General features: G+C 65.7%; 12 protein-coding genes. 8 read left to right on the plus strand and 4 right to left on the minus strand.

What is annotated here, in order from left to right; all coding sequences use genetic code 11:
- Window positions 1-48: 48 nt before the first annotated feature.
- Together nth and DDZ14_RS10945 are read left to right on the plus strand one after the other, a co-directional pair.
- Window positions 49-693, plus strand: coding sequence for an endonuclease III (nth, locus tag DDZ14_RS10940; RefSeq protein ID WP_109425016.1), 645 nt, complete (start codon window positions 49-51; stop codon window positions 691-693).
- Complete coding sequence (locus DDZ14_RS10945; RefSeq protein WP_109425017.1) at window positions 690-1,685, plus strand: adenosine kinase; 996 nt, start codon at window positions 690-692, stop codon at window positions 1,683-1,685. The genes nth and DDZ14_RS10945 overlap by 4 nt, the downstream gene beginning before the upstream one ends.
- A 9-nt stretch (window positions 1,686-1,694) precedes the next feature.
- Here DDZ14_RS10945 and DDZ14_RS10950 read toward each other — a convergent pair whose 3' ends face one another.
- The gene (locus tag DDZ14_RS10950) at window positions 1,695-2,513 is read right to left on the minus strand and encodes a sulfotransferase family protein (protein ID WP_109425018.1); all 819 of its coding nucleotides are present in this window, start codon (window positions 2,511-2,513) and stop codon (window positions 1,695-1,697) included.
- A gap of 145 nt (window positions 2,514-2,658) precedes the next feature.
- On the opposite strand from DDZ14_RS10950, the gene DDZ14_RS10955 reads away from it, so the two are divergent.
- Window positions 2,659-4,236, plus strand: coding sequence for a DUF5928 domain-containing protein (locus DDZ14_RS10955; RefSeq protein ID WP_109425019.1), 1,578 nt, complete (start codon window positions 2,659-2,661; stop codon window positions 4,234-4,236).
- A gap of 8 nt (window positions 4,237-4,244) precedes the next feature.
- A complete protein-coding gene (locus DDZ14_RS10960) occupies window positions 4,245-4,619 on the plus strand; it encodes an HIT domain-containing protein (RefSeq protein WP_109425020.1) in 375 nt (124 codons plus the stop codon).
- A gap of 19 nt (window positions 4,620-4,638) precedes the next feature.
- Here DDZ14_RS10960 and DDZ14_RS10965 read toward each other — a convergent pair whose 3' ends face one another.
- The gene (locus tag DDZ14_RS10965) at window positions 4,639-5,586 is read right to left on the minus strand and encodes an ABC transporter ATP-binding protein (RefSeq protein ID WP_109425021.1); all 948 of its coding nucleotides are present in this window, start codon (window positions 5,584-5,586) and stop codon (window positions 4,639-4,641) included.
- Window positions 5,587-5,691: 105 nt separating this feature from the next.
- Here DDZ14_RS10965 and DDZ14_RS10970 point away from each other — a divergent pair, with 105 nt between their 5' ends.
- From DDZ14_RS10970 to DDZ14_RS10985, 4 genes are all read left to right on the plus strand, one after another.
- Window positions 5,692-5,883, plus strand: a complete 192-nt coding sequence (locus DDZ14_RS10970) for a zinc-finger domain-containing protein (protein WP_109425022.1) — start codon at window positions 5,692-5,694, stop codon at window positions 5,881-5,883.
- An 82-nt stretch (window positions 5,884-5,965) separates the two neighbouring features.
- On the plus strand, window positions 5,966-8,773 hold the full coding sequence (gene polA, locus DDZ14_RS10975) for a DNA polymerase I (RefSeq protein WP_109425023.1): 2,808 nt from the start codon (window positions 5,966-5,968) through the stop codon (window positions 8,771-8,773).
- A gap of 43 nt (window positions 8,774-8,816) precedes the next feature.
- The gene (locus DDZ14_RS10980) at window positions 8,817-9,725 is read left to right on the plus strand and encodes a cation diffusion facilitator family transporter (RefSeq protein ID WP_109425024.1); all 909 of its coding nucleotides are present in this window, start codon (window positions 8,817-8,819) and stop codon (window positions 9,723-9,725) included.
- Between the two features lie 115 nt (window positions 9,726-9,840).
- Window positions 9,841-10,251, plus strand: a complete 411-nt coding sequence (locus DDZ14_RS10985) for a universal stress protein (protein WP_109425025.1) — start codon at window positions 9,841-9,843, stop codon at window positions 10,249-10,251.
- A gap of 79 nt (window positions 10,252-10,330) precedes the next feature.
- Here the strand turns inward: DDZ14_RS10985 and DDZ14_RS10990 are convergent, their stop codons facing one another.
- Window positions 10,331-11,032 (minus strand): SDR family NAD(P)-dependent oxidoreductase, encoded by a 702-nt coding sequence (locus DDZ14_RS10990; RefSeq protein WP_109425026.1) that lies wholly within the window; start codon window positions 11,030-11,032, stop codon window positions 10,331-10,333.
- Window positions 11,029-11,631 (minus strand): DUF1285 domain-containing protein, encoded by a 603-nt coding sequence (locus DDZ14_RS10995; protein ID WP_109425027.1) that lies wholly within the window; start codon window positions 11,629-11,631, stop codon window positions 11,029-11,031. Before DDZ14_RS10995 ends, DDZ14_RS10990 begins: the two co-directional genes overlap by 4 nt.
- Window positions 11,632-11,692: the final 61 nt, after the last annotated feature.

The raw sequence follows: 11,692 nt of genomic DNA on the forward strand, positions 1-11,692 counted from the left end.
CCTGCGCAACCCTCTTGCCCATCGGGGGCGGACGAGGCATGAGAGGGCATGGCAAGCCCGCTCGATTATCACACGATCCGAGAGATTTTCACCCGGTTTCGCGCCAGCGTGGCGGAGCCCAAGGGCGAGCTGGAACATATCAACGCCTACACGCTTCTGGTGGCGGTCACGCTCAGCGCGCAGGCAACCGATGCGGGTGTGAACAAGGCCACGCGCGGCCTTTTCAAGGTGGCCGACACGCCCGAAAGGATGCTCGCGCTGGGCGAGGCGGGCCTGATCGAGCATATCAGGACAATCGGGCTCTACCGCAACAAGGCGCGCAACGTGATGAAGCTCTCGCGCATCCTGGCCGAGGAATTCGACGGCGAGGTGCCGTCCTCCCGCGCGGCGCTGCAAAGCCTTCCCGGTGTCGGGCGCAAGACGGCAAATGTGGTGCTGAACATGTGGCTCCGCCATCCCGCGCAGGCGGTGGACACGCATATCTTCCGGGTCGGCAACCGCACCCGGATCGCACCCGGCCGCGACGTGATGGCCGTAGAGCGCGCGATCGAGGACAACGTGCCGGTGGAATTCCAGCTTCACGCCCATCACTGGCTGATCCTGCATGGCCGCTATGTCTGCAAGGCGCGCAAGCCCATCTGCGCCAATTGCATCATCCGCGACCTCTGCCCCTATGAGGAGAAGACCGTATGACGAAGAAATATCAGGTTGTCGGGATCGGCAACGCGCTGGTGGACGTGCTCTGCCATACCGACGACGCCTTCCTGACCGAAAACGGCATCGGTAAGGGCACGATGCAACTGATCGACCGGAACCGCGCGGTGGACCTCTATGGCCGCATGGGCCCATCCGTCGAGGTCTCCGGCGGCTCGGCGGCCAACACCATTGCGGGCATCGCGGCGCTGGGCGGGCGCACCGCCTATGTCGGCAAGGTCAAGGACGACCAGCTTGGTGCGATCTTCGCGCATGACCTGCGCGCGCAGGGCGCCGATTACGCGGTCCCGCCCGCGCCGCAGGATGCTGGCGCGGAAACCGGGCGCTGCATGGTGCTGGTCACGCCCGACGGCGAACGCTCGATGAGCACCTATCTGGGCGTCTCCGAGCACCTGGGCCCCGAGGATATCGACGCGACAATGATGGCCGAAGCCGAATGGCTTTATCTCGAAGGCTACCGCTTCGACGGCCCCGAAAGCCACGCCGCCTTCGAGCGCGCCATTGCCTCCTGCCGGTCGGCGGGCGGCAAGGTGGCGTTGACGCTCTCGGATCCGTTCTGCATCCAGCGCCACCGCGATGCGTTCCGCCGGATGATCGTGGACGATCTGGACCTGCTTTTCTGCAACCGGGCCGAGATGCTGGAAATATACGGCACACCCGATCTGGACGCCGCGCTGGGACAGGCCGCGCGGGAGGTGGAGACGGTCGTCTGCACCGACAGCGAGAACGGCGCGCATGTGCTTGCGGGCGGGGAACGCTGGCTTGCGCCCGCGGTGCCCACGCAAATCGTCGATGCGACCGGGGCGGGCGATCTCTTCGCGGCGGGCTTTCTCTGGGGCGTCACGCATGGCCACGGCCCGATGACGGCCGCGGAAATGGGCAATGTCGCGGCCTCCGAAGTGATCGGCCATATCGGCGCGCGGCCCGAGGCCGACCTGATGCAGCTCTACCGCACGCATGGGCTGGTCTGAGGCCGCGCCTCAGTCCTTCAGCTTGGCATGCACCTCGCCCAGGTCGATCTCGGCCAGGGGCATCTTGTTGGCGGGATTGTCGAAATCGTATTTGAACAGTTCGAAATCCCGGTGGTACATTTCCTTGACCAGGTGCATCGACAGGTCGTCGAAATAGGCTTCGACCGGGTGGGCGCGCTTGGGGCCGTGGCCTTCGGACTCGTTGAAGCGCGGAATATTGTCCAGCTTGACCTTGTGCGCTGTCTCAACATGGTCGAGCACGTCCTGCATGCCGTCATTGAACCGCTCGGTGAAGAATATCCGGTCATAGGTCCCGCCATTGGCGATGAAGGTCGAGACATGGCCCGACATCGCGGACCAGTGAATGTCAGGGTCCATCGGGCGGCGCCAACGGATCGTATCGCGCGCGAAGAGCAGGAAGCGGCGGAAGGAGGCGATCTGATCGAACTCCGCCTTGCCGTCCTCGCCGCCCACGTCGATCCCGTATTTCTGGATCAGCAGCGGCACCAGCTTGCCGCGGTAGCGTTGCCCGTTGCGCTGGATGCCGCAAATCTTGTCGAAGAAGGAGGACAGGATGCGCGTATAGGGGTTGCGCACGCAGGTGAAGGCATAGGATCGGTGCGCTGTCACATTGTCGGTGATCACCGGCTGGCTGGCCTCGATCGCCCATTTGTGCAGACCGTCCGTGGCATCGTGGATGTCGCCGTCGAAGAATCGCCCGTGATCGGAATAGAACATGATCTGGCCGATGGTCGAACAGGCGCATTTCGGCACGACCCGGTAGACCATGCTTTCGCTTTCCGTCATCCATGTGCCGGGGAAGCCCATCGTCCTGCCACCTGTCCCTGATCCGCGCCCGCCTCAGCCGGGTATAACGGCAAACTGGGGCGAAAATGCAAACAAAATCTGTTTTTTCAACCGGGCTTTAGCTTTAAGGAACACAGAGTGCCTTCGGAACGACCCAGGCAGGTTGATGGTCAAGATCGCTTTCATATTGCTGTGCCACAAGAACCCGGAGGCCATCGTCCAACAGGCCGAGCGGCTGACCGCGGCGGGCGACTGCATCGCGATCCATTTCGATGCGCGCGCCGACCCGGCGGACTATCGCATGATCCGCGATGCGCTCGACCCGAACCCCAACGTGGCCTTCGCGGCAAAGCGCGTCAAATGCGGCTGGGGGGAATGGTCGCTGGTGCAGGCCACGCTGAACGCGGTTGACGCCGCGGTGCGCAGCTTCCCGCGCGCTACGCATTTCTACATGCTCTCGGGCGATTGCATGGCGATCAAGTCGCACCGCTTCGCGCATGACTTCCTGGAGGCGGAGGATGTCGATTACATTGAATCCTTCGACTTCTTCGAAAGCGACTGGATCAAGACCGGCATGAAGCGCGACCGGCTCGTCTATCGGCATTTCTTCAACGAGCGGATGCAGAAACGGCGCTTCTATGCCAGCTACAGGCTTCAGGCGCGGCTGGGGCTGGAACGCGGCATACCCGCTGACATCCAGGTGATGATCGGCTCGCAATGGTGGTGCCTAAGGCGCCGCACGATCGAAGCGATCCTCGACCTTGCCCGCAAGCGGCGTGACGTGATGCGCTTCTTCCGCACCACATGGATCCCCGACGAGACCTTTTTCCAGACCCTTGTCAGCCATCTCGTGCCGGACCACGAGATCCGCAAGCGCACGCTGACCTTCCTGATGTTTTCCGACTACGGCATGCCGGTCACGTTCTTCAACGATCATTACGACATGCTGCTGAGCCAGGATTTCCTCTTTGCCCGCAAGATCTCTCCCGAGGCGCTGGACCTGAAGGCCCGGCTCGGCGATCTCTACGCCAGCGAGCGGCTGGATTTTCAACTCTCCAACGAGGGGCGGAGCCTCCACAAGTTCCTGACCGGCCGCGGCCGGATCGGGCGCCGGTTCGCGCCGCGTTTCTGGGAGCGCGAGAGCACGATCGGACGCGACCGCGAACTGATGATTATCAGCTGCAAGAAATGGCACGTCGCCAAGCGCCTGCTGCAATCCGCGCAACGCATCACCGGCCTGCACGGGGTGGAATATCTCTTCAACGAGGAAGGCACCGGCTTGCCCGATCTGGGCGGGATCGAGGCCACGATGGAAAAGCGCACCCGTCACCGCCGTTCGTTGATGCGGATGCTCTTCGACTATTACCGAACCGACAGGCTGGTCATGTGCCTCGATCCCGGCGATCTTGACCTGATGCGCGACTTTTATGCCGACCGCTGCGCGACGCGGCTGCTGGAGGTCGAATGCAACTATGACCAGGACTATCTTCTGGGCCATGCCAGGCGCGTGGGACTGGCCGGTGAAAATACGCCGCCCGACACGCTGGCGCGTCTCGTGCCCACGGTGGAGGCCGATTTCGCCTTCGAGGCCGACCAGTTGCGCGACGAGGGTTTCCCCGGCTATTTCCGGATCAGCGAGCGGCTCTCGCCCGAGGAGAACACGCCGCCGCTTGCGTCCTTCTTCGATATATCCGAGGAAAAGGCGCGGGCGATTGCCCGGACCAACCATCTTTTTGCGGAATGAGAGGGGCCATGGCCTACGCATATGACGACCAGAACATCTTCGCGAAAATCCTGCGCGGCGAGATCCCGAACGACACGGTGATGGAGACCGAGCACACACTGGCCTTCAACGATATCGGGCCGAAGGCGCCGGTGCATGTGCTGGTGATCCCGAAGGGGCAATACGTCAATTACGATCATTTCGCGCTCGACGCCTCGGATGCGGAGATCGCCGATTTTACCCGGACAATCGGCGCCATCTGCCGCGAGGCCGGCATCCAGCCGGGCGAGGGCGGGGGTGGCTACCGGCTGATCGCCAATTCGGGGGAGGCGGGCGTCCAGGAAGTGCCGCATATGCATGTGCATCTCCTGGCCGGACGTCCGCTGGGCCGGATGCTGCAATAGGCCCGAGCGCGCGGCCCCATCAGGCTGCGGGCACGGTGCGCTTGCTGGTCAGCGATACGAAGACATCTTCCAGATCGGGCTCTTCGGTGCTCAGGTCGCTGATCGTGATCCCGGCCTTGCGCAGGGCGTCCAGGATCGCCTCGGTCGGGGTCACGCCGCGCCGGTAGCCAATGGCGAGCCGCCCATCGGCGCGCAACTCGGCCTCCACCCCGGTGGGCAGGGCCGGGACCGTAGCGATGGGCGCCTCGGCCCGCACAAGGAGCGTCTTGGCATCCATCCGCGCGACCAGATTCGCGGTCCGGTCGCGGGCGATCAGGCTGCCTTCGTCGATGATCGCGATCTCGGCGCACATCGCCTCTGCCTCCTCCAGGTAATGCGTGGTCAGGATGATGGTCATGCCCTGCGCGTTCAACGCGCGCACATTGTCCCACAGCATCCCCCGCAATTCGATATCGACGCCCGCGGTCGGCTCGTCGAGCACCAGTACTTGCGGCGCGTGCACCAGCGCCTTGCCCAGCAGCAGCCGCCGCCGCATTCCGCCCGACAGGTTGCGCGCATAGGCTTCGGCCTTGTCCTCCAGTCCGATCATGCGCAGGATCTCGTCGGTCCGGCGCTGGCGGCGCGGCAGGCCGTAAAGCCCCGCCTGGACCTCCAGCGCGCCGCGCGGCGTGAAGAACGGGTCGAGGTTGAGCTCCTGCGGCATCACCCCGATGGCGGCGCGGCTCTGGCGCGGGTTCACGTCCTGGTCGAAGCCCCAGATACGCACCTGGCCCGCGCTCTTCACCACCAGCCCCGCAAGGATGTTGATCAGCGTGGACTTGCCCGCGCCGTTGGGGCCCAGAAGGCCGAATATGCTGCCCTTCGGGATGTCGAGCGAGACGCCCTTCAGCGCCTCCTTGGCCGCGGACTTGCGCGTCGCGGCATAGGTCTTCGCGAGATCGTCGATCTCGATCGCGTTCTCTTGCATCGGGAACTCCTGGCGGCGTCTCCGGCCTTGTCGGCGCCCTGCGGATCGTTATCATGGCGCCCGAGACGGGGTCAATCGACCCGGCCAGAACAGCGGAGCCAGACCATGCCCCTCGACGCACCGGAAACCGAGATCGTGACCAAGACCCGCATCTTCTGCGATGGCGGAGCCGAGGCGCTGGGCCATCCGCGCGTGTGGTACACGATCCCGCCCGAGACCGGTTTTGTCGAATGCGGCTATTGCGACAAGCGCTTCATCCTGAAGGGCGGCCCGGCCGACGACGGCAGCGCCTCCTGAGCGGGCGCCGATACGGCCCGGACCCTCGCCGCCGCGGGGGCGCCGGAGTATGTTCCGCCAAGCCACGAGACGGGAGCGCCAGATGGGCAAGTTCGGCAAGGGTCACCACCTGCATCTGATAGATGGCTCGACCTTCATCTTCCGCGCCTACCACGCGCTGCCGCCGCTGACGCGGAAATCCGATGGACTGCCGATCGGTGCCGTCGCGGGTTTCTGCAACATGGTCCACAAATATATCGAGGACAACAAGGGCCCCGACGCACCGACCCATGCGGCGGTGGTCTTCGACCATTCCGGCATCACTTTCCGCAACGAGATCTATGACCAGTACAAGGCCAACCGCCCCGAGATGCCGGAGGATCTGCGCCCGCAGATACCGCTGACGCGGGAGGCGACGCGCGCTTTCAACCTGCCCTGTCTGGAGCTTGAGGGTTTCGAGGCCGACGACATCATCGCCACACTCGCCCGCCGGGCGCGGGAGGCGGGCGGACGCGTCACGATCCTGTCGTCGGACAAGGACCTGATGCAGCTTGTCGGCGGCGGGGTGGAAATGCTCGACCCGATGAAGTCGCGCAGCATCGGCGTCGAGGAAGTGGAGGAGAAGTTCGGCGTCGGGCCGGACCGCGTGGTGGATGTGCAGGCGCTGGCCGGCGACTCGGTCGACAACGTGCCCGGCGCGCCCGGCATCGGGATCAAGACCGCGGCGCTGCTCATCAACGAGTTCGGAGATCTGGATACGCTCTTGGAACGCGCGGGCGAGATCAAGCAGCCCAAGCGACGCCAGACGCTGCTGGATTTCGCCGAGCAGATCCGCATCAGCCGCGAGCTCGTGACGCTCGACACCGAGATTGCTCTGGACTTCTCGCTCGACGATCTGGAAGTGCGGGAGCCGGAGACCGGCCCGCTGATGGAGTTCCTGGGCCGGATGGAGTTCCGCACGCTGAGCAAGCGGATCGCCGATACGCTGGGGGTGGAACCGCCAGTCATCGCCGATACCGATCCCGGCGGCGCCGAGCCCCGGCAGGAGGCGGAGCGCGTTCCCTTCGACCACGACAAGTACGAAACCGTGACGGATGCCGATGCACTGGTCCGCTGGGTGGAGGCGATCCGTCAGCGCGGCTGGGTCGCGGTGGATACCGAGACCACGAGCCTCGACGAGATGCGGGCCGAACTTGTGGGCATCTCACTCGCCGTGGAGCCCGGCACCGCCTGCTACATTCCGGTCGGCCACAAGGGCGGCGATGGCGGCGGCGGGCTCTTCGGCTCCGATGCGCTGGCCGAGGGCCAGATGGCGCTCGGGGACGTGCTGGACGTGCTCAAGCCGGTTCTGGAGGATGAGGCGATCCTCAAGATCGGCCAGAACATGAAATACGACGCCAAGATTTTTGCCCGCTACGGGGTGGAGATCGCGCCGATAGACGACACGATGCTTATGTCCTACGCGATGAACGCCGGGCTGCACGGCCACGGCATGGACGCGCTCAGCGAACGCTACCTGTCGCACAACCCGATCCCGATCAAGGAGTTGATCGGCTCCGGCAAATCGGCGATCACCTTCGACCGGGTGGAGATCGGCAAGGCCGGGACCTATGCCGCCGAGGATGCCGATATCACGCTCCGGCTCTGGACACTCTTCCGTCCGCAACTGCACCGCGCCCGTGTCACCACGGTCTACGAGACGCTGGAACGCCCGCTGGTGCCGGTTCTCGCGCGCATGGAAATGGCGGGCGTCAGGGTGGACCGGGACACACTGTCGCGCATGTCCAATGCGTTTGCGCAGAAGATGGCCGGGCTGGAGGCCGAGATCCACGAACTCGCGGGCGGTAGTTTCAACGTCGGTAGCCCCAAGCAGCTTGGCGAAATTCTCTATGACAAGATGGGGCTGGAGGGTGGCAAGCGGGGCAAGACCGGCGCCTATGCCACCGGCGCGGATGTGCTGGAGGATCTGGCCGCCGAGGGTCACGACCTGCCCGCCCGCGTGCTGGACTGGCGTCAGCTTGCCAAGCTGAAATCGACCTATACCGACGCGCTTCAGGAACATGTCAACCCGGAGACGGGCCGCGTCCATACGTCTTACGTGATCGCCGGGGCCAATACCGGGCGCCTTGCCTCCACCGATCCGAACCTTCAGAACATCCCCGTGCGGACCGACGAGGGGCGCCGCATCCGCGAAGCGTTCGTGGCGGAGAAGGGCAAGCTGCTGCTCTCGCTCGATTACAGCCAGATCGAGCTGCGCATCCTGGCCCATATCGCCGGCATCGACGCCCTGCGCGACGCGTTCCGCGACGGCCAGGACATCCACGCCATGACCGCGAGCCAGATGTTCAACGTCCCCATCGACGAGATGGACGCGGCCACGCGGCGCAAGGCCAAGGCGATTAATTTCGGGGTGATCTACGGCATCTCGGCCTTCGGGCTGTCGCGCAACCTGCGCATCCCGCGGGGCGAGGCGAAGGATTTCATCGACACCTATTTCGAGCGGTTTCCGGGCATCAAGGACTACATGGACGACACCGTGGCCTTCGCGAAGGAACACGGCTTCGTCCAGACGCTCTTCGGGCGCAAGATCCACACGCCGGAGATCTCGTCGAAAGGGCCGGCCGCCGGGTTCGCCCGCCGCGCCGCGATCAATGCGCCGATCCAGGGTACCGCCGCCGACGTGATCCGCCGCGCCATGATCCGGATGCCCGACGCCATCGCCGATCTGCCCGCGACCATGCTGCTGCAGGTGCATGACGAGTTGATCTTCGAAGTGGACGAGGACGCGGTGGCGCCCGTGACCGAGGCCGTGCGCGGCGTAATGGAAGGTGCCGCGCTGCCGGTGGTGGAGCTTTCGGTGCCGCTGACGGTGGATGCGGGCCAGGGCCGCAACTGGGCCGAGGCGCACTGACGGCCGGCCGTGCGGGGACATTCCGCTCAACGCAAGGACCGCAATGCCACATGACCACCATCACCATCTGAGCCCCGATGCCGGCGACCGGCGGGTGGCGCTGGCGGTTGGGGTCAACCTGGCCCTGACGCTGGTGCAGATCGCGGGCGGGATCGTCTCGGGCTCCGTCGCGCTGATCGCCGACGCGGTCCACAATCTTTCCGACGCCCTGTCGCTGGGTATCGCCTTCGCGGCGCGCAAGATCGCGCGGCGCCCGTCGGACGGGACCATGACCTTCGGCTATGGCCGGGCCGAGGTGGTGGCCGCGCTGGTCAACTACACCACGCTGATCGTCATCGGGCTCTACCTCGTCTACGAGGCCGCGTTCCGCATGATCGACCCGCCCGGCGTCGATGGCTGGCTGGTGGTGATCGTGGCCGGCGTGGCGCTGGCGGTCGATCTGGTCACGGCACTGCTGACCCTGCGGCTGTCGCGCGAGAGCGTGAATATCCGCGCCGCCTTCCTGCACAACCTGGCCGACGCGCTGGGCTCGGTCGCGGTGATCGCCGCGGGCAGCCTGATCCTGCTCTATGACTGGCGGCTGGTCGATCCGCTGGTGACGTTGGGGATCGCGGGCTACATCCTGTGGATGGCGTTCCGCGAAATCGGCCCGGTGATCCGCATCCTGATGCTGGGCAGCCCGCCGGGGCTGGAGACCGGCGAGGTGCTGGCCGAGATGGAGGCGGTGGCCGGGGTGGAGAGCGTCCACCACCTGCACCTGTGGCAGTTCAGCGAACACAGCACCTCGCTGGAGGCACATGTGGTGGTCGCGGTCACCGAGCTTGCGGCGGGGCGCGAGATCGGTGACCGGCTGCGCGCGCATCTTGCGGACCGGTTCGGCATCCGCCACGTCACGCTGGACATCGAAAGCGCCGAGACCGCCTGCGCCGAGCCCTCGCGGATCGGCGGCTGAGGCGCGGACCGGAGCGGGCCGACGTAATGTCGGATGCGTCCGCCTTCCGGTCGCTGGCGGGTCAGCGCGTGCGCCCACGCCTGCCAGTCTGGTGCGAAACAAGGAGGCCAACGCCATGTCCAGCCCGATCAAGACCATTCTCTGCCCGGTGAACCTGCGCCACGCCGCCCATACCAGCGCCGCCTACGACACGGCATTGCGACTGGCACGGTTGCATGGCGCCGAGCTGATCGTGGTGACGGTCGCCCCCGAAATGGAGCGCAACCTCAACATCTACGATTCCGAGAAATACTGGGGCGGCAAGCTCGACGAATTCCTGGCCGCCAACACGGCGGAGGGCGTCACGGTGCAGAAGAAGGTGCTGAAAGGCGCCGTGCACCGCCAGATCGTGAAATACGCCAATGGCGCGCCGGTCGATCTTGTGGTCATGGAGGCCGCCAACCCGCGCATACAGGACTACCTTCTGGGCACCACGGCGAGCCATGTCGTCTCCCATGCCGAATGTTCGGTCTACGTGGTCCGCTGATCCCGCGGCGGCGCGTTCCGCGCCAGGTCCGGTCCCCCCATCGCCGGCTGCCGCCGGCGCCGGGGCCCTGCCGCGCGGGTCAGAACCGTTCCACCCAGGGGCGCAGCGTCAGCTCGTCGCTCCAGGCGGAGCGGTCCTGGCCGATCAGGTGCAGGTAGCTGCGCGCGATCGCGTCGGGGTCCAGCATGCTGTCCGGGGCGTCGGGCGGCTCGGTCCGGCCGGGGTTGCGGATCGCCCCGTCGATATTGATCCAGGCCACATGTATGCCCTTCGGGTGCAACTCGCGCGCCATCGATTGCGCCAGACCGCGCTGGGCGAACTTGCCCATCGCGAAGGTTGCGGAGTTCGGAAAGCCTTTCACCCCGGCAGAGGCCCCGGTGAAGAGGATCGTGCCGCGCACGCCGTTCGCGTCGGGTTCGGCCGCCAGCATCCGCCGCGCCGCTGCCTGGCCCATCAGGAAGGCGCCGAAGGCGGTCGTCTCCACCGCGCGGCGCACCTCCTCCGGGTCGAGTTCGGCGATCCCGCCGCGCACCCGTGCCGAGGGGTTGTAGACCGCCACGCGCGGCGCCGCCGCCAGCCCGTCGAATAACGCGGCCATGGCGGCCGGGTCGCGCGCGTCGAGCGCCTGTGTCGCGGCCCCGGTCTGTGCCGCGAGATCCTCCAGCTTGGCGGTGTCGCGCGCGGCCAGCGTCAGCGCGTATCCGTCGGTGGCCAGGGCGCGGGCGAGCGAGGCCGAAAGCCCCGCCCCCGCGCCGACGATGACGGCCAGTGGCGCGCTCATGCGGGCATCTCCGCCGAGGGGATGATCGGGAAAAACACCCCGTCCGAGCGCAGGCCGAACCAGCTTTTCCCGGCGGCTTCCTCGTGGGTGCCGATCTCCACCAGCCGGTAGAAGCTCTTGCGGTCGATCAGCGCCTCCAGATTGTCACGGATCAGCACGTAGGGCGAAGGTTCCCCGGTTTCGGCGTCGCGTTCTACGCGGATCGGGTGTTGCGGCCCAGCCACCGCCATGTCGCCGACATTGGTGACGAAGGTCAGGGTCTGATCGGGGCCGGGGTTCTCCAACTCGAAATCCACCGCCAGGAAAGGCGCGTCATCGACAGTGATTCCCACCTTCTCGACCGGGGTGACGAGGAAATAGTCGTCGCCCTCCCTGCGCAGGATCGAAGAGAAGAGCCTGACCAGCGGTTTCCGGCCAATCGGCGAGCCGAGATAGTACCACGTGCCGTCGCGCGCAATCCGCATGTCGATATCGCCCGAGAAATCCGGGTTCCACTCATGCACCGGCGGCCTGCCGGCTTTCGATGCCGCACGTGCCGCTTCGGCGAGGCTTTCAGCCGAGGGTTTCGGCGGAGTTTCTGTCACTGACGGTTTTGCCATTTGTCGATGCCGCTTTATCTCGATCCAATGAATGATAGGCTGGTTTCAACAGACCACAATT

The sequence above is a fragment of the Maritimibacter sp. 55A14 genome (genome assembly GCF_003122205.1).
Classification (GTDB): domain Bacteria; phylum Pseudomonadota; class Alphaproteobacteria; order Rhodobacterales; family Rhodobacteraceae; genus QEYE01.